We start from the raw sequence: 21,400 nt of genomic DNA on the forward strand, positions 1-21,400 counted from the left end.
GGGTCGTTAGCTCAGTTGGTAGAGCAGTTGACTTTTAATCAATTGGTCGCAGGTTCGAATCCTGCACGACCCACCAATGTAAAAAAGCGCCCTAAAGGCGCTTTTTTGCTATCTGTATTCCGCATATTTTTACCTTGCAGGTCGGCTCCGGCGAAGTCGCCATCCGATGCGTGCTACGCGCACCTATTTCCGGTGACTTTTTCTCGCAAATTCGCTATCTTGTTTAGTATACAAAACACATTTGCCGTCCGTTTTGCTATGTTATGCAAAAGAAAGGCAATAATGTTAAGCCAGTAAAACGAGAAGCCATAATGAGCGTGATGTTTGATCCAGAAGCCGCAATCTATCCCTTCCCGCCAAAGCCTGTCCCGCTGAGTCAGGATGAGAAGCAGTTTTACCGTGAGAAGATCAAACGTCTTCTCAAAGAGCGAGATGCAGTGATGGTTGCACATTACTACACCGACCCGGAAATCCAGCAACTGGCGGAAGAGACCGGGGGCTGCATCTCTGACTCTCTGGATATGGCACGCTTTGGTGCCAGACATCCTGCTTCCACGTTACTGGTCGCAGGCGTTCGCTTTATGGGTGAAACCGCAAAGATTCTCAGCCCTGAAAAAACCATTCTGATGCCAACGCTACATGCGGAGTGTTCACTCGACCTCGGCTGTCCGATTGATGCGTTCTCGGCTTTCTGCGATGCCCATCCGGACCGTACCGTGGTGGTCTATGCCAATACCTCTGCCGCAGTGAAAGCGCGGGCAGACTGGGTCGTGACGTCAAGCATCGCCGTTGAACTGATTGAGCATCTGGACAGCCTGGGCGAGAAAATCATCTGGGCGCCTGACCGCCATCTCGGCAATTACGTGCAGAAGCAGACCGGCGCTGACGTGCTTTGCTGGCAGGGTGCCTGTATTGTTCATGATGAATTTAAGACGCAGGCGCTCTCGCGCATGAAGGCGCTTTACCCGCACGCAGCGATCCTTGTTCACCCGGAATCACCGCAGTCCATTGTCGACATGGCGGATGCCGTGGGATCCACAAGCCAGCTTATCAATGCTGCCAGGACGCTGCCGCACAAGCAGCTCATCGTGGCAACCGACCGCGGTATCTTCTATAAGATGCAGCAGGCCGTGCCTGAGAAAGAGCTGCTTGAAGCACCAACGGCGGGCGAGGGGGCGACGTGTCGTAGCTGCGCGCACTGCCCGTGGATGGCGATGAACGGCCTGAAAGCTATCGCTGAGGGGCTGGAGAAAGGCGGAGCAACGCATGAAATCCATGTGGATGCTGCTCTGCGTGAAGGTGCGTTAATTCCGCTTAACCGCATGCTGGATTTTGCGGCTACACTACGTACTTAATTCAATACGCCCTGGGGAAAAGATGGATTTTTTTAGCACACAGAACATTCTGGTTCATATACCGATTGGTGCAGGTGGCTATGACCTGTCATGGATTGAGGCCGTGGGTACGCTGGCTGGGTTATTGTGTATCTGGCTGGCAAGCCTGGAGAAGATCAGCAACTACGCGTTCGGGTTAATTAACGTTACGCTCTTTGCGATTATCTTCTTCCAGATCCAGCTGTACGCCAGCCTGCTTTTGCAGTTGTTCTTCTTTGCGGCGAACATTTACGGTTGGTACGCGTGGTCGCGGCAGAACAGCCAGCAGGAGGCGGAGCTGCAAATCCGCTGGCTGCCCTTACCGAAAGCCATCGCCTGGTTTGTCGCCTGCGTTGTCGCCATTGGTTTAATGACCGTCTATATCAACCCGGTGTTTGCATTCCTGACCCGTGTCGCGGTGTCGGTCATGTCTGGCCTCGGGCTGAATGTCACTATGCCATCACTCCAGCCGGATGCTTTCCCGTTCTGGGACTCCTGCATGATGGTGCTGTCGATTGCTGCGATGATCCTGATGACCCGTAAATACGTTGAGAACTGGCTGCTCTGGGTCGTCATTAACGTCATTAGCGTGGTTATTTTTGCACTTCAGGGCGTCTACGCGATGTCGCTGGAGTATCTGCTGCTGACCTTCATTGCCCTGAATGGGAGCCGGATGTGGATTAACAGCGCGCGTGAGCGAGGCTCTCGCGCGCTTTCGAACTAATGATGGTGATGATGTGAATGGCCGGACTGCGCCTCGTTCAGGTGGCAGTCCGGGCCGTTACAGGGCTGGTACTCCATCTGGATGGTGGCGTGACCAATCTCATAGTGATGTTCGAGAAAGTGCTGGATGCGCTCAAGCAGGCCATCATGGTCATGGGTAGGGATCACCTGGACGTGCAATGTCATGACGGGTTTCTCACCCACCAGCCAGACGTGAACATGATGCACATTGCGCACTTCGGGCACGGAACGACGCAGGTTGCGTTTAAGCTCGGCAATGTTCACGGATGCCGGCGCCCCTTCAAGCAGTTCATTCACGCTCTCCTTCAGCAGCCGCCAGGCACTGCGCAATACCAGACACGATACCAGCACGGAAAGAATCGGGTCGACGGGCGTCCAGCCGGTATAAAGGATCACCAGCGCGGCCACAATAGCACCGACGGAACCCAGTAAATCGCCCATAACATGCAGAGCCGCAGCGCGCACGTTGAGGTTCTTTTCCCCGCTGCCGCGATGCAAAATCCAGAACGCCAGAAGATTCGCCAGCAGACCTGCTACGGCGATAACCATCATTGTCGCTCCGGCGACCGGCTGTGGGTGACGAAAGCGCTGTATGGCTTCCCAGACGATAAGAAGGGTGATAACCACCAGAGCAATAGCGTTAACAAACGCCGCCAGAGTGGTCAGTCGCAGCCAGCCAAAGGTATGACGCGCGTTAGGCGGACGGCGGGCAAACTGCACGGCCAACAGGGCAAAGAGCAGGGCGGCGGCATCGGTAAGCATATGTCCGGCATCCGCCAGAAGCGCCAGAGAGCCGGAAACCAGGCCACCAATGACCTCGATAACCATAAACGTTGCCGTGACGCCGAAGGCCAGCATAAGGCGTTTAGCGTTGTCATCGCCAGGAGATGGGGTGTGTGAATGCGTGTGCGCCATATCAGCTTTCCTTTTTGTTATTGTTTTTAGTGTAGCGTTTTTAATGGCTTACTCCAAAAAGAAAGGAGAGCCAGAGCTCTCCTTTTACGTTTACATTCGTCACGGATTATTGGGTTGTGCCATCCGTTTTGGTATTGGCATCGTCGCCCACTTTGTCATTCGAATTCGGACACTTACCGTCTTTGCACATGGTGTTCTTATGCATCTCATCGGTACTCATCGTGTCATGATTCATGGTGCCAGAGCCGCTACTGTCCGGATGCAACATCGTGCCTCCGGTATTGGTGTTCCCGGTATTGATCTGGCTGTTATCGACATTATTCGGGGCGATATTCTGTTTTGCATCACGGGCGACCTGTCCCGCCGCCGCCGCGGCATTCGCGTCACCGTTGTTATCTGTTGAGCCCGTCTCAGCGGCAAGGACGCTGCCGCTTGCCAGGGTAAGGGAGGCTGTGAGGAAGAGGGTTGCCAGTTTCGTCATTTTCATCTTGGTGCTCCTGTTCTTGTCGTTACGCTGGATAACATTTTCCAACAGTGCATCTTTTTCAGAGGCGAAAGATTCCGTCATACGGACTTACGTCAGTATGGAATCGCGTTTAATCAAACAAAAGTGGTTGTTACAGTTAAAAAGCTTAGGTTAGATCTCGTTTTTCGCTATTTTGTGGCGATTTTTAGGTGAATTCCAGGAATTATCTGCGTGAAGTGTAAAACCGTGTTTACACTTTCTGGTCGGCAAGTTAGATTGAAAGGATTGCTTTCATTACTAAAGATATGGCAGAGCTGGAAAGAAAATGAATTATCAGAACGACGATTTACGTATTAAAGAGATCAATGAGTTATTACCTCCTGTAGCACTCCTTGAGAAATTCCCCGCCACTGAAAATGCCGCAAACACGGTGTCTCATGCTCGTAAAGCGATCCATAAGATCCTGAAAGGTAATGACGATCGTCTTCTGGTGGTGATTGGCCCTTGCTCAATTCACGATCCTGCTGCGGCCAAAGAGTACGCAGCAAGATTGCTCCAGCTTCGCGAAGAACTGCAAGGCGAGCTGGAAATTGTCATGCGTGTTTACTTTGAAAAGCCGCGTACGACCGTTGGCTGGAAAGGGCTGATTAACGACCCGCATATGGATAACAGTTTCCAGATCAACGACGGTCTGCGTATTGCGCGCAAACTGCTGCTGGAGATCAACGACAGCGGTTTGCCTGCTGCCGGTGAGTTCCTCGACATGATTACGCCGCAATATCTGGCGGATCTGATGAGCTGGGGCGCAATCGGTGCGCGTACTACAGAATCTCAGGTTCACCGCGAACTGGCGTCAGGTCTCTCGTGTCCGGTTGGTTTTAAAAACGGTACCGATGGCACCATTAAGGTGGCAATTGACGCCATCAATGCCGCCGGGGCACCGCACTGCTTCCTGTCCGTCACCAAATGGGGTCACTCCGCCATTGTAAATACCAGCGGTAACGGTGACTGTCATATTATTCTGCGTGGCGGTAAAGAGCCGAACTACAGCGCAAAACATGTGGCAGACGTGAAGGTCGGGCTGGAAAAAGCGGGTCTGCCACAACAGGTGATGATCGACTTCAGCCATGCCAACTCCAGCAAGCAGTTTAAAAAGCAGATGGAAGTCGGCGCCGATGTTTGTCAGCAGATTGCCGGCGGTGAGAACGCGATTATTGGCGTGATGATCGAAAGCCATCTGGTGGAAGGTAACCAGAATCTGGAAGGCAGCGAGCCGCTGGTCTACGGTAAAAGCGTCACGGACGCCTGCATCGGCTGGGACGATACGGATGCCCTTCTGCGTCAGCTGGCGAATGCGGTAAAAGCGCGTCGCGGCTGAGTTTCAGGAGCCAAATAAAAAAGCGTGGATTGCTCCACGCTTTTTTTATGTCCAGCGAAAATTATTTCGCTTTACCCTGGTTCGCTACAGCCGCGGCTTTTGCAGCGATCTCATCAGCGTTGCCCAGATAGTAATGTTTGATTGGTTTGAAGTTTTCGTCGAACTCATACACCAGCGGAACGCCAGTTGGGATGTTCAGTTCGAGGATCTCGTCTTCACCCATGTTGTCCAGGTATTTCACCAGCGCACGCAGGGAGTTACCGTGAGCTGCGATGATCACGCGCTCGCCGCTTTTCAGGCGTGGCAGAATGGTTTCGTTCCAGTAAGGCACAACGCGGTCGATGGTCAGCGCCAGGCTCTCGGTCGTTGGCAGCTCAGCATCCGTCAGTTTCGCGTAACGCGGGTCGTGGCCCGGGTAGCGTTCGTCATCTTTGGTCAGCTCTGGTGGGGTTACCGCGAAGCCGCGACGCCACTGTTTAACCTGCTCGTCACCGTATTTTTCAGCGGTTTCCGCTTTGTTCAGACCCTGCAGCGCACCGTAGTGACGCTCGTTCAGTTTCCAGGATTTCTCAACCGGCAGCCAGGCCTGATCCAGTTCGTCCAGAACGTTCCACAGAGTATGGATGGCACGTTTCAGCACAGAGGTGTAAGCAAAATCAAAGCTGAAGCCTTCAGCCTTCAGCAGTTTACCTGCTGCTTTTGCTTCGCTTACGCCTTTTTCTGACAGATCAACGTCGTACCAACCGGTAAAGCGGTTTTCGTTGTTCCACTGGCTTTCGCCATGACGCACCAGGACCAGCTTAGTTACAGCCATATCGTACTCCTCATAAGCTTTATTGAATGATAACAATTCTCATTATATTGCCGTGACAGTGCCAGCAGCAACGCTTAACCCTAACCATAGCGAAAATAGTCTCTGAGTGTAAGATGCTTGTGAATCCAGGGTTATGATTTTGTCTGCGATCGGCGCTATTTTCAGCAAGACGGAGAGAAAAAGCCCTCCGCAAGGAGGGCTGGGAATTATGAATGCGGGATGAAATGATATTCTGTCACGCTAACGTACTCTTCACCCGGGCGCAGCACACAGTCCGGCTGTGGCCATTCTGGATGGTTCGGGCTGTCCGGCAGGAACTCGCTTTCCAGCGCCAGACCTTGCCAGTCGCTGTACTCTTCATGTTCGCGCGCCGTGGTACCGCCAAGGTAGTTGCCTGAATAGAATTGCAGGGCAGGGGCCGTGGTGTAGACCGTCATCTGCAGTTTCTCATCTGCAGACCAGACCTGCGCGGCAGGCTGAGTCACATCACCTTTCGCCTGCAGCAGGAACGCGTGGTCATAGCCTTTCACCTTGCGCTGATCGTCATCGCTCAGGAAATCCTGCGCGATGGTTTTTCCGCTGCGGAAATCAAAGCTGGTACCGCTGACGGCCTTGAGCCCCTGATACGGGATCCCCATTTCATCCACCGGCAGATAGGCATCGGCCAGGATCTGGAGCGTGTGATTACGCACGTCGCACTGGTTGCCGTCCAGGTTGAAATAAGCGTGGTTGGTCAGATTGACCGGGCACGGCTTATCAACTTTCGCGCGATATTCAATGGCGATACGGTTATCGTCAGCCAGCGTGAAATGCGCGAACGCGGTGAGGTTACCGGGGAATCCCTGGTCACCGTCACGCGAGTCCAGTGAGAACAGCACTTCGCGGTCGTTTTGCTGAACGATTTTCCAGCGGCGCTTATCGAACCCTTCAGGTCCACCGTGTAACTGGTTTTCGCCCTGACTGGAAAGCAGCGAGTAACGCTCGCCATCAAGTTCGAAAGCGCTTTTCGCGATGCGGTTAGCATAACGGCCGACAGACGCGCCAAGATAGGCGGACTGATTGACATACTGCTCAGGCGACGCGCAGCCAAGCAGGGTTTCACGTACGCTGCCATCAGGCATTGGTACGCGAGCGGATAGCAAAGTGGCACCCCAGTCCATTAACGTAACCACCATTCCTGCGCTGTTGCGCAGGGTTAACAGGCGATACGGCAGGCCATCCGGGGCAAGGGTTGGCGTTTCGTTTAGCACTGTCCTGCTCCTTGTGATGCTTTACACACGTAGAAAGTTTCTTTAATACCTGTTTTCGCTTCGTACTGTTTTTCCACCGCCTGCTGGACGGCAGGGACGAGCTCTTCTGGCATCAGGGCAACAATGCAGCCACCGAAGCCGCCGCCGGTCATGCGCACACCGCCTTTATCGCCAATCGTGGCTTTGACGATGTCCACCAGGGTATCGATTTGCGGAACGGTGATTTCAAAATCATCGCGCATGGAGGCGTGAGATTCTGCCATCAGTTCACCCATACGTTTCAGGTCACCTTTCGCCAGCGCGGACGCCGCTTCAACGGTACGGGCATTTTCCGTCAGCACATGACGAACGCGTTTCGCCACTACCGGATCCAGTTCGTGCGCCACTTTATTGAACTCGTTGAGCGAAACGTCACGCAGCGCAGGTTGCTGGAAGAAGCGTGCGCCGGTTTCACACTGCTCGCGGCGGGTGTTGTACTCGCTGCCCACCAGCGTGCGTTTAAAGTTGCTGTTAATAATTACCACAGCTGCGCCTTTTGGCAAGGGAACGGCTTTGGTGCCCAGAGAGCGGCAGTCGATAAGCAAGGCATGCTCTTTTTTACCCAGCGCAGAGATCAGCTGGTCCATGATGCCGCAGTTACAGCCCACAAACTGGTTTTCCGCTTCCTGACCATTCAGGGCGATTTGTGCCCCGTCCAGCGGCAGATGATAAAGCTGCTGGAAGACGGTACCCACGGCGACTTCCAGCGACGCGGACGAGCTTAACCCGGCGCCCTGAGGCACGTTTCCGCTGATGACCAGATCAGCGCCGCCCACGTTTTTATTACGTTTCTGCAGGTGTTTTACCACACCGCGCACGTAGTTAGACCATTGCTGGCTGTCGTGGGTAACGATGGGTGCATCGAGGGAAAACTCATCCGTCTCATTGTTGTAATCCGCTGCAATAACGCGGACTTTGCGATCATCGCGCTTAGCGCAGCTAATGACCGTCTGGTAATCAATGGCGCACGGCAGAACGAAACCATCGTTATAGTCGGTATGTTCACCAATCAGGTTCACGCGGCCAGGCGCCTGAATGACATGGGTGGCAGGGTAGCCAAATTTCTCAGCAAACAGGGATTGTGTTTTATCTTTCAGACTCATTTTTTAGACTCCTGATTCGCGATAATGGACGTCACTCACAGCACGCAGGCGTTCTGCAGCCTGTTCTGCCGTCAGGTCACGCTGGGTTTCTGCCAGCATTTCATAGCCCACCATGAATTTACGTACCGTCGCAGAGCGCAGCAGCGGCGGATAGAAATGGGCATGCAACTGCCAGTGTTGATTCTCTTCACCGTTAAACGGAGCGCCATGCCAGCCCATTGAGTAGGGGAAGGAGCACTGGAACAGGTTGTCATAACGGCTGGTCAGCTTCTTCAGTGCCAGGGCGAGGTCATCGCGCTGGGCGTCGCTCAGATCGGTGATGCGCAGAACCTGTGCTTTTGGCAGAAGCAGCGTCTCAAATGGCCATGCTGCCCAGTAAGGTACGACGGCCAGCCAATGCTCGGTTTCCACCACCGTTCGGCTGCCATCGGCCAGTTCACGACGGGTGTAATCCATCAGCATCGGCGATCCGTTTTCCGCGAAATAGGCTTTTTGCAGACGGTCTTCACGCTCGGCTTCGTTTGGCAGGAAACTGTTGGCCCAGATCTGACCGTGCGGGTGCGGGTTAGAGCAGCCCATTGCCGCGCCCTTGTTCTCGAACACTTGTACCCACGGGTAGGTCTGGCCCAGTTCAGCAGTTTGCGTCTGCCAGGTGCTGACGACCTCTTTCAGCGCGTCAACACTCAGCTCCGGCAGCGTTTTGCTGTGGTCGGGCGAGAAACAGATAACACGGCTGGTGCCGCGCGCGCTTTCACAGCGCATCAGCGGGTCCTGGCTATCCGGCGCGTCGGGCGTGTCGGTCATCAGGGCGGCAAAATCGTTGGTGAAAACGAAGGTGCCTTTGTAGTCCGGGTTTTTATCGCCCGTCACACGCGTGTTGCCCGGACACAGGAAGCAGTCCGGGTCGTGCTGGGGAAGCGTCTGTTTTGCAGGCGTCTCTTGCGCCCCCTGCCAGGGGCGCTTGGCGCGATGCGGAGAAACCAAAATCCATTGTCCGCTTAGCGGGTTAAAACGACGATGCGGATGATCGACGGGATTGAACGAAGTCATGACGGATCCTTAGTCCGGATAACCTTGTGGATGGCGAGACTGCCAGTGCCAGGTATCCTGTGCCATTTCATCAAGCGTGCGGGTGACACGCCAGTTAAGCTCTTTATCGGCTTTGGAGGCATCGGCCCAGTAAGCCGGGAGGTCGCCTTCACGGCGCGGTGCGAAGTGATAATTCACAGGCTTACCGCAGGCCTTACTGAAGGCATTCACGACGTCCAGCACGCTGCTGCCGATCCCGGCGCCGAGGTTGTAAATATGCACGCCTGGCTTATCGGCCAGCTGCTGCATTGCCGCCACGTGGCCGTCGGCCAGATCCATGACGTGGATATAATCACGCACACCGGTACCGTCTTCGGTGGGATAATCATTACCGAAAATAGCCAGAGACTCACGGCGGCCAACGGCCACCTGGGCGATGTACGGCATCAGGTTATTCGGGATGCCCTGTGGATCTTCACCCATATCGCCTGACGGATGGGCGCCAACCGGGTTGAAGTAGCGCAGCAAGGCGATGCTCCATTCAGGCTGCGCTTTTTGCAGATCGGTGAGGATCTGCTCCACCATCAGTTTGCTTTTGCCATACGGGCTTTGCGGCGTACCGGTCGGGAAGCTTTCAACGTAAGGGATTTTTGGCTGATCGCCGTAGACGGTTGCGGAAGAGCTGAAGATAAAGTTTTTGACGTTCGCTGCGCGCATGGCGGAGATCAAACGCAGGGTACCGTTGACGTTGTTGTCGTAATACTCCAGCGGTTTCGCGACGGATTCACCCACCGCTTTCAGGCCGGCGAAATGGATCACCGTCTCAAAGGCATGGTCGTGAAGGATCTCGGTCATCAACGCTTCATTGCGGATGTCGCCTTCCACGAAGGTTGGTTGTTTACCGCCAAGACGTTCAATCACAGGCAGCACGCTGCGCTTACTATTGCACAGGTTGTCGAGGATGATGACATCATGACCGTTTTGCAGCAGCTGCACGCAGGTATGACTACCAATGTAACCGCTACCACCTGTTACCAGAACTCGCATATTTCGCTCCATTGGGCTTATGGTATGTAATAACCATAGCATAACAGAGACGCGAAAAGTGTGACATGGGATAAAATAGTGGAATCGTTTACACTGCTTTTAAAATCCGTTTTTGGGCGGCAATGCGACATTGTAGATCAAAGGGATAGGGAAGTCTTTGTGCAGGTTATCCGAAAAAACGGAGGGCAGAGCCCTCCGGGGTTAATCGATTTTACTCAGCAGGTACTGATAGCGTTCACCGTCGGGCACAAACTCGAGGCGGTGCGTAATGCAGGACGGGGCATCTTCGGCATGATGGGAAACGAACAGCAGCTGCGTTTCGCCTTCGCTAATCAGGACATCCACAAAACGGCGGATCAGCTGGCGGTTTAATGGGTCCAGCCCCTGTAGCGGTTCGTCGAGGATCAGAAGGGTCGGATGTTTTACCAGCGCGCGAACGATCAGTGCCAGACGCTGCTGTCCCCACGAAAGGCTATGAAACGGCGCGTCAGCGACCCGGTTATCCATCCCCAGAATATCCAGCCACTGCTGGGCCAGCTTATGCTGTTTGTCCGAGACCGCCTGATAAATGCCGATGGAATCAAAATACCCGGACAGGATCACATTGCGCACCGTGGTGCTGACCCGGTAATCCAGATGCAGGCTGCTGCTGACATAGCCGATATGCTTTTTGATATCCCAGATCGTTTCACCGCTTCCGCGGCGGCGGCCAAACAGGGTGAGATCGTTACTGTAGCCCTGAGGGTGATCGCCGGTGATCAGGCTCAGCAGCGTTGATTTTCCCGCGCCGTTGGGGCCGACAATTTGCCAGTGTTCACCCGGGTTGACCGTCCAGCTGAGATGATTAAGGATCGGCCGATCGTCATACGCTACCACGCCATCACGCAGCACGATGCGCGGCTGGTGGGGATCTAACGCGTGGCGGGCAGAAGGTGCGTCCGGTTCCGGCAGCGTGATGCCGTCCAGGTTTTCACTGTGCGCCAGTTGGGCAATTAACGCCTGCTTAAGTAACGCCGATTTTTCGCCGGTTTCAGTCAGGTTGCAGTCAGCGAGCACGCCGGCGTTCTGAATAAACTCAGGAATTTCATCAAAACGGTTAAGCACCAGTACCAGCGTATAGCCCTGCTGGTTAAGCGAGCCGAGCAGGGTGGCCAGCTGTGCGCGGGACTGCACGTCGAGACCGTCGAACGGTTCATCCAGAATCAACAGTTCCGGCTCGCTCATCAGCGCCTGACACAGCAGCGTTTTCCGGGTCTCACCGGTCGAGAGGTATTTAAAGCGCCGGTTCAGCAGGGAGGTGATGCCAAACTGTTCTGCCAGATACGCACAACGGGCAGGATTGTTGACCTCATCCTGAATAATGTCTGCCGTCGTGCGGCCCGTATCTTCTTCGCCCGGGCTGAGTAAATCGGTGTTATTGCGCTGCCATTCATCGCTCACCAGCTTTTGTAGTTGCTCGAATGACAGGCGCGTCAGGCGCGTAAAGTTACACTGGTATTCCCCTTTAAGGTGCGCGAGCTCTCCGCTCAGCGCACGGGCCAGCGCTGATTTCCCGCTTCCGTTTGTACCGACAAACGCCCAGCTTTCACCGGCGCGTATTGTTAAATCAGAAATCGTCAGCGTTCGGGTGTCGCTAAGACGAAACGTGCCTTGCGAAATATGCAATGATGACATGACTTATCCCATTTTTTGCAGCAACAGATGTCAGGGATACTCACTGTCGACACGCTTGTCAATGTGCTCAGCACAATGTGGCGATAATCACCCGGTCGGCGTTGAAATATGCGGTCACTACAGCACCTTCTTCTAATTCTGCGGCGTCGCTGAGGGGAAGGGTTGCGCAGAGTTCTTGCCCGTCCGGCAGGGTCATCAGAACTTCACACTGCTCTTCACCGCGTTCAACGTGGCGGATGGCACCGCGTAGCTGGTTATCAGCGGCTTTTGCTTTTTCGGCATCGGCAGTGATATTCACCCACGGCGCTTTCAGTAACACCAGCACCTCTTTACCTTCATTCAGCGCCAGTCGATCTGCGCTTTGTGCGGTAATCGCGGCTTTCAGACGGGTTGTTCCATCGGCAAGCAGGATCTCAATATGACGCTGCACCTGGGCGTTATCGCCCGCCATCACCGTGCCAAACCACTGGTTACGGGCGCTGGTTTGCAGCGAAAAACGGGAAATGGCAGCCAGCAGGCTGTCCAGCGGGAGATTATCGTCGTCACTTAACACATCAAATGCTTTTTGCTGGATCTGCGCCAGCAGATCATACAGCTGAACCAGGCGCTGGCCGTAACGTGTCAGGATCGCACCTCCACCGCCTTTGCCGCCCGTGGCCCGGTCAACCAGCGTTTGCTCGCTCAGGGTGTTCATGTCGTTGATGGCATCCCAGGCGCTTTTATAGCTAATGCCAGCGTTCTTAGCCCCCTGGCTTATTGAACCGGTTTGTTCTATTTGTTTAAGCAGGGCGATACGTCGCGGATCGGCGAAAAGCTTCTGCTGTAGTCGTAGAGTGAGGAGAATTTCGGCCTGCATAACACTGTCCTGGCAAAAAGTGCATTGTGACCCAAATGGCGAAGGTCGCAAAGGGCACCGCACAAAAGGGGATGTTTTTCTCACTTTTCAGGGTAGAATAAGCCATTCACAATATCTGGAGAAAACCATGTTGGAATTGTTGAAAAGTCTGGTATTCGCCGTGATCATGGTACCAGTAGTGATGGCCGTTATCCTCGGTGCCATCTACGGCCTGGGTGAAGTGTTCAACGTATTTTCGAACATTGGTCACAGAGACCAGGCTAAAAAGCAGCATTAATTTCCCCCCGAAACGCCCGGCTTGCCCGGGCGTTTTGCTCTCAAGTATTTCCCTTTCTCGCCGATATTATTTAAAGCATCAGCTTGCTGTACCCCTTGAGCGGTACGATTTAACGCTGGGATCTCCCCGGAGTTACCGTTATATTAGTGTGTATATAACGATACTCACAGGAGCTACAAATGGCACGTACATGGGTACGCCTTTTCGCAGGGGCAACGCTGACACTTTCGCTGAGCGGACACGCGCTGGCTAACGAGGGTAAAATTACCGTCTTTGCGGCGGCGTCGTTGACCAACGCGATGCAGGATATTGCGACAGCGTATAAAAAAGAGAAGAACGTCGAGGTGGTCTCCTCTTTTGCTTCTTCATCGACGCTGGCACGTCAGATTGAAGCGGGAGCGCCGGCCGATCTGTTCATCTCTGCAGACCAGAAGTGGATGGATTACGCGGCTGAAAAGAAATCGATTGATGCGACAACCCGCGAAACATTGCTGGGGAATAGCCTCGTCGTGGTGGCGCCGAAAGCCAGTCAGCAAGGCGAAATCACTATCAACAACGAGACCCCCTGGACCCGGTTGCTGAACGGAGGACGCCTGGCCGTTGGCGATCCGGAGCATGTACCGGCGGGGATCTACGCCAAAGAAGCATTGCAAAAACTGGGGGCCTGGGAGACGTTATCGCCCACACTGGCTCCGGCTGAAGATGTGCGCGGTGCTCTGGCGCTGGTTGAACGTAATGAAGCGCCGCTGGGGATAGTCTACGGGTCGGATGCCGTCGCCAGTAAAGGGGTGAAAGTGGTTGGTACGTTCCCGGAAGACTCCCACAAGAAAGTGGAATATCCTGTTGCGATTGTTGATGGACATAAAAATGCGACCGTGACGGCCTTCAGTGAATACCTGAAAGGACCCGAAGCGTCCGCAATCTTTAAACGTTACGGATTTACGACTCACTAATGATATTGACCGATCCTGAATGGCAGGCTGTCCTGCTGAGCCTGAAAGTCTCTTCCCTGGCGGTTGCGCTGAGTTTGCCCTTTGGGATCTTCTTTGCCTGGTTACTGGTTCGCTGTAAGTTTCCCGGCAAAGCCCTGCTGGATAGCGTTCTTCATCTTCCCCTCGTGTTGCCACCGGTGGTGGTTGGCTACCTGCTACTGGTGTCGATGGGGCGGCGCGGTTTCATTGGCGAATGGTTATATGACTGGTTTGGGCTGACGTTTGCGTTTAGCTGGCGAGGGGCGGTACTGGCGGCGGCGGTGATGTCATTCCCGCTGATGGTCAGGGCCATTCGCCTGGCGCTGGAAGGGGTTGATATCAAACTGGAACAGGCTGCCCGCACGCTGGGTGCCGGGCGCTGGCGCGTTTTTTTCACCATCACGCTCCCGCTTACGCTGCCGGGCATTATTGTCGGCACGGTACTGGCTTTCGCCCGCTCGCTGGGTGAGTTTGGTGCCACGATTACCTTTGTGTCGAATATCCCCGGTGAGACACGAACGATCCCGTCAGCAATGTACACCCTGATTCAGACGCCGGGTGGAGAAGGTGCCGCGGCGCGGCTGTGCATCATCTCAATTGTGCTGGCGCTGGTCTCGCTGCTGGTTTCGGAATGGCTGGCGCGACTCAGTCGCGAGCGGATGGGGAAATAGTCATGCTCGAACTTCAGTTCACCCAGACGCTGGGAAATCATACCCTGACCCTTAACGAGACGCTGCCTGCGAGCGGCATTACCGCCATCTTTGGCGTATCTGGTGCAGGGAAAACCTCATTGATCAATGCCATCAGCGGACTGACGCGGCCGCAGTCCGGACGGATTGTGCTCAACGATCGCGTCTTAAACGACGTTGAGAACAAAATTTACCTGGCACCGGATAAGCGGCGAATTGGTTATGTTTTTCAGGATGCGCGATTATTTCCGCATTACAGCGTGCGCGGTAATCTTCGCTACGGCATGGCCAAAAGCATGGCCGCGCAATTTGATAAGCTGGTGGCGCTGCTGGGCATTGAGTCACTGCTGGACCGGCTCCCTTCATCGCTTTCTGGTGGTGAAAAACAGCGCGTGGCGATAGGCCGCGCGTTGCTCACCGCGCCAGAACTGCTGTTGCTCGACGAACCGCTGGCCTCGCTGGATATTCCGCGAAAACGTGAACTGCTGCCCTATCTTCAGCGCCTGGCGCGTGAAATCAATATCCCGATGCTCTACGTCAGCCACTCGCTGGATGAGATCCTGCATCTGGCCGATAAAGTGCTGGTGCTGGAAGAGGGCAGCGTTAAGGCATTCGGTAATCTGGAAGAGGTGTGGGGCAGCAGCGTGATGCACCCGTGGTTACCGAAGGAGCAGCAGAGCAGCATCCTTAAGGTGAGCGTGCTGGAACACCACCCGCACTATGCGATGACCGCACTGGCGCTGGGCGACCAGCATCTGTGGGTCAACAAAATCGACAAACCGCTGCAGTCTGCGTTGCGTATACGTATTCAGGCTTCAGATGTCTCTCTGGTGCTGCAAGCGCCGCTGCAGACCAGTATTCGCAATATCCTGCGCGCGAAAGTGGCGGAGTGTTTTGATGATAACGGACAGGTTGAGGTAAAGCTCGAAGTGGGCAGCAAGACGCTCTGGGCGCGCATCAGTCCGTGGGCCAGAGATGAGTTAGGAATCAAACCTGGCCTGTGGCTTTACGCGCAAATCAAGAGCGTCTCCATCACCACCTGATTACAGCAGGTGGGTATAAATATACTGCGCGATGCTGTCGGTGGTGTTATCACCAATCACGACGTTAGCACGCGCTTTTACCGCATCGTCGGCGTTGCCCATTGCCACGCCTGTACCGGCGGCCTCCAGCATGCTGATGTCGTTGTAGTTATCGCCAAAGGCAATCACATCCTGCATTGACCCGCCCTGAGACTCCACGAACTGCGTCAGACGCTTGCCTTTGCTGTTGCCTCTGCGGGCGATATCGACCTGGTCGTGCCAGGACCACTCGCACTCCAGACCCAGCGTTTGTTCAACGTGCGTCGCGAAGGCATTCAGTTTGGTGGTATCTTCATCCGTCAGCGCAAATTTCCAGATAGCATCGACATCCTGAGCCGCCTGGCGCAGGGAGGAAACCTGGGTAAAGACCGGACGCTGCGCTTCAGGCAGAGACAGTGCCCAGTTGCTGGTGCGGATCACGTGGCCTGTCGGACGTTCATACACCATTGCGTTATCTACATACATCAGGCCGTGAATGGCATGCTCATCAAGCAGATCAATCAATTGCAGCGCCTGAGGCACGGGCAGCGGATCGGATTCTAAAACCTTTTTTGCCTGATAATCATACAAATAAGTGCCATTACAACAAATTGCAGGTGTATCTAACGCCAGTGCCTGATAAAAAGGATGAATGGCAACGTGATGTCGACCCGTTACGATAAGGAGTTGATATCCCACTTCCTGCGCGCGTTTGAGTGCTTCAAGGGAAGAGGGGAGAAGGGTTTTCTGCGGAGTAAGTAAGGTACCGTCTAAATCCAGAGCTATTACACGCGAGGTCATTTGTTTTTCCGGGTTAATATTGAATTTACGTTCTGAAGGGATGGTACACCGAGAGGCAAAGGCTTCAAAATTCCCGATGACAATTCAGCATTCACCGTCAAAAGTTAACTACTTTCATGCGCAGTGAGGAGTGAATATTCATGAAACAAACCGTTTATACCGCCAGTCCTGAAAGCCAGCAGATCCACGTCTGGCGTTTAAATACCGAGGGTACCCTCACGCTGGTTCAGGTTGTTGATGTGCCAGGTCAGGTGCAGCCGATGGTTATCAGCCCGGATAAACGTTTCTTGTACGTGGGTGTGCGCCCGGAGTTTCGCGTGCTGGCCTACCGCATCTCGCCGGACGACGGCGCGCTGACTTACACTGCGGAAGCACCTTTACCGGGCAGCCCAACGCATATCTCCACCGATCGCAAAGGCAACTTCATCTTCAGCGGCTCTTACAATGCGGGCTGTGTCAGCGTAACGCGTCTGGAAGCGGGCCTACCGGTTGAAACCGTGGATGTGGTTGACGGGCTGGAAGGATGCCACTCGGCGAATATTTCTCCGGATAACCGTACGCTGTGGGTCCCTGCGCTGAAACAGGATCGTATCTGCCTGTTTACCCTGAGCGATGACGGTCACCTGGTGGCGCAGAATCCTGCAGAAGTGACCACCGTTGAGGGCGCGGGCCCGCGCCATCTGGTGTTCCACCCGAACCAGCAGTACGCCTATGTGGTGAACGAGCTGAACAGTTCTGTGGACGTATGGGAACTGAAAGATCCTAACGGCAAGATTGAGTGTGTGCAGACGCTGGATATGATGCCGTCTGACTTCTCTGACACCCGCTGGGCGGCTGATATTCACATCACACCGGATGGGCGTCATCTGTATGCCTGCGACCGTACCTCCAGCCTGATTACGGTATTCAGCGTTTCTGAAGACGGTAGCGTGCTGGCGATTGAAGGTTTCCAGCCTACCGAAACCCAGCCACGCGGGTTTAATATCGATCACAGCGGTAAATACCTGATTGCGGCGGGGCAAAAATCCCACCACATCGCGCTGTACGAAATCAAAGGTGCGCAGGGGCTGCTGGAAGAGAAAGGGCGTTACGCCGTCGGCCAGGGGCCAATGTGGGTGGTGGTAAACGCACACTAAAAGGCTTAAAACAAAAAACCTCGCAAATGCGAGGTTTTTTTATGCCCGGTGGGCACCGGGCGAGTACAGCAAAAGACATCAACGCATTCTTTTATTGCTTAGGCTCAGCAACCACTTTGCTACCCAGACCGCGGTTGTTGTATTCCCACATGCGGTTGAAGTTAGCGTCATTCAGGTTGCGCTGCACGTTACCTTTATCATCCACGCTACCGGTATTGCCGGAGAAAGGACGTTTGGAGATAGCGGCATCGGCCCATGGCTTAGCCATGTTGAAACCTTCGTTGATCACGCTGTCACGAATAACAACCTGACCGTTGGTGGCAGAGTCCACATCCAGCGAGCGGCCCAGCTGCGCGACGCCGTCACCGGACGCGTTAAAGCGGCTGTTAACGGCCAGGAAGCCGTAGAACAGGTTAGATTGCGTGGCCGGGGCAAACACATAACCTTCATGCTGAGTGCGTGAATTCACCACGCGGAAATCGGTGTTCTCAAACACCACCGCGCCGCGACCGGAGACCAGATCCACGTCACCTTCAACGTAGCTGTTAGTGACCAGCGTACGGGTCAGACGGTTATTCTGCAGCGTGTTCTGAACACCGCTGTTCGTCACGAAGAAGGTGTTCTGACGGCCGAGAATATTCACGTTGTTGATCTGCACTTTATCGCCATCGCTACGCAGTGCAACGGCCTGGTGGTTACCCGCATCAACGCTATCGCCCAGGGTATTCTGAATGGTCAGGTTCTGCAGCTGCAGGCCATTATTCTGAGACCAGACGACCGCAGAACACATCACGCCGATGGTAGCTGCACGCTTGCTCTGGCAGTTGTCAAACATGTACCACGCCGGTTTGCCTGGCATATATTTACCCGCCGGGTTGACCAGGCGACGCCAGGTGTTGCTGTCGATTTCAGAATCAATCGCCAGACCAATTTTCACGTCGACCGCTTTCTCGCCCGTCCCGTAAAGGGTGATGCTGCCCGGTGCTGCCGGAACGTAAACGGTGCCTTCATATTCCCCAGGCAGGATCGCGATGTACTGGCGAGAGGCGCTGTGTTTGGTGATAGCCGCGTCAACCGCAGCCTGAATCGTTGTGTGGGTCACGCCCTGCGTACCTGCCGGACCGACAACGAAGTCAGGTTGTTTCGGCAGGTTAATAGAAGACGGTGTCCACGGCGCAGCGTTAGGGTCCATCGCCGAGAAGTAGTGTGCACGGTCAAAGTTCTTCGCTTCATCAGCGGACAAAATCGGGCGAGAGGCGGTACCCGGTGCAACCTGCTCAGAAGGCTGCTGGTCCGGTGGGGTAGAACTGCATGCGGATAATGTCACGCCAAAGGCGAGCGCTAACGCCAGACGGGAAATCCTGGAAATGTTCAAGGTAAAGCTCCTGGGTATGCAAGTCTTAACGGGATAGACGAAATAGCCTGCTTTTTTATACTAAGTTGAGCGAAACGGGAAGATAAAAAGGGTAAAAGATGCATTTTTTACCCGCGGGAGGCGGGAAAGTCATCACAAATAAATAACATTTTCCGCCAGAGCGGTTGACAGCAGGGGGCAGATGAAAATAAATGTCTATACAACCCATGACAAGTGGAATGCCCATGCAGCAGCTTCATCCCGACGATGTAATATGGCGCAATGCGCGACTGGCGACAATGATCCCGGACGACCGCACGCCTTATGGCCTGAAAGCGCAGCACGCCCTGGTGGTGCGCGGCCAGACGATTCTGGCCGTTATTCCCGAATCCGACATCCCTTCCGGCCACCGTCACTGTGTCGATCTGCACGGTCGTCTGGTCACGCCCGGGCTGATTGACTGCCATACCCACCTGGTGTTCGGTGGCGATCGTGCGGCAGAGTGGGAGCAGCGTCTGAACGGCGTCTCTTATCAAACCATCAGCGCGCAGGGCGGCGGGATTAACGCGACCGTGACGGCGACGCGGAGCAGTTCGCCCGAGACCCTGCTCAGGCTGGCGCAACAGCGTCTGCAGCGGCTGATCGATGAAGGGGTGACCACGGTTGAAATCAAGTCGGGATATGGTCTCAACGCCGAAGCGGAAGAGAAGATGCTGCAGGTCGCCCGCCAGCTGGGCCAGAACAATCCGGTAGAGATCAGCCCTACGCTTCTGGCTGCGCATGCGGTTCCGGCGGAATACCGCCACGACGCGGACGCGTATCTCACCACGGTGTGCGAGCAGATGATGCCCACGCTGTGGCAAAAAGGCTTATTCGAAGCCGTGGATGTGTTTTGCGAAAATGTCGGCTTCACGCCAGCGCAAACCGAGCGGCTTTTCCGCGCTGCCACTGCCCTGGGGATTCCGGTCAAAGGACACGTGGAACAGCTTTCAAATCTTGGCGGCGCGGCGCTGGTCAGCCGCTTTAAGGGGCTTTCCGCCGATCATATTGAATATCTCGACGATGACGGTGTTCAGGCGATGGCGCACAACGGCACGGTTGCGGTATTACTGCCGGGGGCGTTCTATTTTCTTCAGGAGCGCCAGCGTCCGCCGGTTGAACAGCTCAGAAAAGAGGGCGTTCCCATGGCTGTCGCCACCGACTATAACCCCGGCACCAGCCCGTTCGCGAGTATTCATCTCGCGATGAATATGGCCTGCGTGCAGTTTGGCCTGACGCCTGAAGAGGCCTGGGCTGGCGTGACGCGACATGCTGCCCAGGCGCTGGGACGCGGAGCCACGCACGGGCAGCTGCAGGCTGGATTCGTGGCTGACTTTGTCGTCTGGGATGCACATCACCCGGTCGAAATGGTCTATGAGCCGGGACGCAATCCGTTGTATCAACGTATTTTCCGTGGGGAGAGCGTATGAGACTCTGGCGGCCGGTTGCCGAGACCGTCTGGCAGGGGCGCGACGACAGCGCCGAGGCCAGCAATGCAAAACGTATTTTTCAGACCCTACGACAGATGCCGGTATTTACCCCTCAGTCATCCGGCATCGCTTTGATAGGGTTTGAATGTGATGAAGGGGTAAAACGCAATCAGGGCAGGCCCGGCGCCGTACAGGCCCCGGAGGTGCTTCGCAAAGCGCTGGCGAACATGGCAAGTCATCATGGACATGACCGGCTGGTGGATATGGGGTCGGTGTATGTCGAGGGCGATAATCTGGAAGCGGCTCAGCGGGCGTTAAGCGATGCCGTGCAGGCCTGCCAGCAGTCCGGCATGCGTACGCTGGTTTTTGGCGGGGGACACGAGACCGCCTGGGCGCATGGCCGCGGGGTTCTGGATGCTTTCCCGAACGCGCGCGTGGTGGTGATAAACCTGGATGCACACCTTGACCTGCGCAAGGCGGACCACGCGACCTCCGGCACGCCGTTTCGTCAGCTGGCACACTACTGTGTGGAACAGGCGCGCGATTTTCAGTATGCCTGCCTGGGCGTCAGCCGGGCGGCGAACACGCAGGCGCTGTGGGATGAAGCTGAGCGACTAAACGTCACGCTGGTGGAAGACCTTCATTTCAGGCGAGATGCGTTATCGGCTCTGGACAAGGTTCAGGCCCAGGCCGACCGCGTTTACCTCACCATTGACCTCGATGTTTTGCCTGCTGGCGAAATGCCAGCCGTCTCAGCGCCCGCGGCGTTAGGGGTACCCGCGCTGGATCTTCTGCCGGTGATTGAACACATCTGCCGCAGTGGAAAACTGCAGGCTGCCGATCTGGTAGAATTTAACCCGCAGTACGATCGGGACGGACAGGGGGCAAAGCTTGCCGCCCGTCTGGCCTGGCAAATTGCTCACTGGTGGGCATAACAACGTTTAAGGAGTCAGA

Annotated in this window: 21 protein-coding genes and 1 tRNA gene; 11 read left to right on the plus strand and 11 right to left on the minus strand. The window is 55.0% G+C overall.

All coding sequences use genetic code 11. The features are described from left to right. The 3 genes from L462_RS20870 to pnuC all read left to right on the plus strand — a co-directional run bounded on the left by L462_RS20870 (window position 1) and on the right by pnuC (window position 2,097). A tRNA-Lys gene (locus tag L462_RS20870) sits at window positions 1-76 on the plus strand. Between the two features lie 235 nt (window positions 77-311). Then, window positions 312-1,355, plus strand: a complete 1,044-nt coding sequence (gene nadA / locus L462_RS20865; protein WP_032677704.1) for a quinolinate synthase NadA — start codon at window positions 312-314, stop codon at window positions 1,353-1,355. A gap of 22 nt (window positions 1,356-1,377) precedes the next feature. Beyond that, on the plus strand, window positions 1,378-2,097 hold the full coding sequence (gene pnuC / locus L462_RS20860) for a nicotinamide riboside transporter PnuC (RefSeq protein ID WP_032677705.1): 720 nt from the start codon (window positions 1,378-1,380) through the stop codon (window positions 2,095-2,097). Here the strand turns inward: pnuC and zitB are convergent. Together zitB and L462_RS20850 are read right to left on the minus strand one after the other, a co-directional pair. Further along, the gene (gene zitB / locus L462_RS20855; protein WP_032677706.1) at window positions 2,094-3,032 is read right to left on the minus strand and encodes a CDF family zinc transporter ZitB; all 939 of its coding nucleotides are present in this window, start codon (window positions 3,030-3,032) and stop codon (window positions 2,094-2,096) included. The two genes, pnuC and zitB, sit on opposite strands and share 4 nt — an antisense overlap. A 106-nt stretch (window positions 3,033-3,138) precedes the next feature. After that, on the minus strand, window positions 3,139-3,519 hold the full coding sequence (locus tag L462_RS20850) for a YbgS-like family protein (protein WP_032679657.1): 381 nt from the start codon (window positions 3,517-3,519) through the stop codon (window positions 3,139-3,141). Window positions 3,520-3,823: 304 nt separating this feature from the next. On the opposite strand from L462_RS20850, the gene aroG reads away from it, so the two are divergent. Further along, a complete protein-coding gene (aroG, locus tag L462_RS20845; protein WP_014169194.1) occupies window positions 3,824-4,876 on the plus strand; it encodes a 3-deoxy-7-phosphoheptulonate synthase AroG in 1,053 nt (350 codons plus the stop codon). A 61-nt stretch (window positions 4,877-4,937) separates the two neighbouring features. Here the strand turns inward: aroG and gpmA are convergent, their stop codons facing one another. The 7 genes from gpmA to modE all read right to left on the minus strand — a co-directional run bounded on the left by gpmA (window position 4,938) and on the right by modE (window position 12,688). Continuing rightward, window positions 4,938-5,690 (minus strand): 2,3-diphosphoglycerate-dependent phosphoglycerate mutase, encoded by a 753-nt coding sequence (gene gpmA / locus L462_RS20840; RefSeq protein ID WP_020884954.1) that lies wholly within the window; start codon window positions 5,688-5,690, stop codon window positions 4,938-4,940. A 206-nt stretch (window positions 5,691-5,896) separates the two neighbouring features. Then, window positions 5,897-6,940, minus strand: coding sequence for a galactose-1-epimerase (gene galM, locus L462_RS20835; protein WP_032677707.1), 1,044 nt, complete (start codon window positions 6,938-6,940; stop codon window positions 5,897-5,899). Further along, a complete protein-coding gene (gene galK, locus L462_RS20830) occupies window positions 6,934-8,082 on the minus strand; it encodes a galactokinase (RefSeq protein WP_025204645.1) in 1,149 nt (382 codons plus the stop codon). The genes galM and galK overlap by 7 nt, the downstream gene beginning before the upstream one ends. 3 nt (window positions 8,083-8,085) lie before the next feature. Then, window positions 8,086-9,132 (minus strand): galactose-1-phosphate uridylyltransferase, encoded by a 1,047-nt coding sequence (gene galT, locus L462_RS20825; RefSeq protein WP_032677708.1) that lies wholly within the window; start codon window positions 9,130-9,132, stop codon window positions 8,086-8,088. 9 nt (window positions 9,133-9,141) lie between these two features. After that, window positions 9,142-10,158 carry a UDP-glucose 4-epimerase GalE gene (galE, locus tag L462_RS20820; protein ID WP_032677709.1) on the minus strand — a complete coding sequence of 339 codons (1,017 nt, stop codon included), beginning with the start codon at window positions 10,156-10,158 and terminating at the stop codon, window positions 9,142-9,144. 201 nt (window positions 10,159-10,359) lie between these two features. After that, window positions 10,360-11,832 carry a molybdate ABC transporter ATP-binding protein ModF gene (gene modF / locus L462_RS20815; protein WP_032677710.1) on the minus strand — a complete coding sequence of 491 codons (1,473 nt, stop codon included), beginning with the start codon at window positions 11,830-11,832 and terminating at the stop codon, window positions 10,360-10,362. Window positions 11,833-11,899: 67 nt separating this feature from the next. Beyond that, entirely contained in the window at window positions 11,900-12,688 is a 789-nt protein-coding gene (modE, locus tag L462_RS20810; RefSeq protein WP_025204643.1) for a molybdenum-dependent transcriptional regulator, read from the minus strand. Window positions 12,689-12,815: 127 nt separating this feature from the next. Between modE and L462_RS20805 the strand changes: the two genes are divergently transcribed. The 4 genes from L462_RS20805 to modC all read left to right on the plus strand — a co-directional run bounded on the left by L462_RS20805 (window position 12,816) and on the right by modC (window position 15,668). Next, window positions 12,816-12,965 carry an AcrZ family multidrug efflux pump-associated protein gene (locus L462_RS20805; protein WP_020884948.1) on the plus strand — a complete coding sequence of 50 codons (150 nt, stop codon included), beginning with the start codon at window positions 12,816-12,818 and terminating at the stop codon, window positions 12,963-12,965. Window positions 12,966-13,144: 179 nt separating this feature from the next. After that, window positions 13,145-13,918 (plus strand): molybdate ABC transporter substrate-binding protein, encoded by a 774-nt coding sequence (gene modA / locus L462_RS20800; RefSeq protein WP_025204642.1) that lies wholly within the window; start codon window positions 13,145-13,147, stop codon window positions 13,916-13,918. Next, entirely contained in the window at window positions 13,918-14,607 is a 690-nt protein-coding gene (modB, locus tag L462_RS20795) for a molybdate ABC transporter permease subunit (RefSeq protein ID WP_014169203.1), read from the plus strand. Before modA ends, modB begins: the two co-directional genes overlap by 1 nt. Before the next feature lie 2 nt (window positions 14,608-14,609). Continuing rightward, complete coding sequence (gene modC / locus L462_RS20790) at window positions 14,610-15,668, plus strand: molybdenum ABC transporter ATP-binding protein ModC (protein ID WP_020884945.1); 1,059 nt, start codon at window positions 14,610-14,612, stop codon at window positions 15,666-15,668. Here modC and L462_RS20785 read toward each other — a convergent pair whose 3' ends face one another. After that, window positions 15,669-16,487, minus strand: coding sequence for a pyridoxal phosphatase (locus L462_RS20785; RefSeq protein WP_020884944.1), 819 nt, complete (start codon window positions 16,485-16,487; stop codon window positions 15,669-15,671). Between the two features lie 140 nt (window positions 16,488-16,627). Between L462_RS20785 and pgl the strand changes: the two genes are divergently transcribed. Then, window positions 16,628-17,623 (plus strand): 6-phosphogluconolactonase, encoded by a 996-nt coding sequence (pgl, locus tag L462_RS20780; protein WP_032677711.1) that lies wholly within the window; start codon window positions 16,628-16,630, stop codon window positions 17,621-17,623. Window positions 17,624-17,714: 91 nt separating this feature from the next. Here the strand turns inward: pgl and L462_RS20775 are convergent, their stop codons facing one another. Then, window positions 17,715-18,998: a putative acyl-CoA thioester hydrolase gene (locus L462_RS20775; RefSeq protein ID WP_032677712.1), complete on the minus strand. Its 1,284-nt coding sequence runs from the start codon at window positions 18,996-18,998 to the stop codon at window positions 17,715-17,717. 224 nt (window positions 18,999-19,222) lie between these two features. Between L462_RS20775 and hutI the strand changes: the two genes are divergently transcribed. Together hutI and hutG are read left to right on the plus strand one after the other, a co-directional pair. Beyond that, window positions 19,223-20,446, plus strand: a complete 1,224-nt coding sequence (gene hutI, locus L462_RS20770) for an imidazolonepropionase (protein ID WP_032677713.1) — start codon at window positions 19,223-19,225, stop codon at window positions 20,444-20,446. Further along, window positions 20,443-21,381 (plus strand): formimidoylglutamase, encoded by a 939-nt coding sequence (gene hutG, locus L462_RS20765; protein ID WP_032677714.1) that lies wholly within the window; start codon window positions 20,443-20,445, stop codon window positions 21,379-21,381. Before hutI ends, hutG begins: the two co-directional genes overlap by 4 nt. The last annotated feature ends 19 nt before the right edge of the window (window positions 21,382-21,400 follow it).

Source organism: Enterobacter sp. BIDMC 26 (assembly GCF_000534435.1).
Lineage (GTDB): Bacteria > Pseudomonadota > Gammaproteobacteria > Enterobacterales > Enterobacteriaceae > Enterobacter > Enterobacter ludwigii.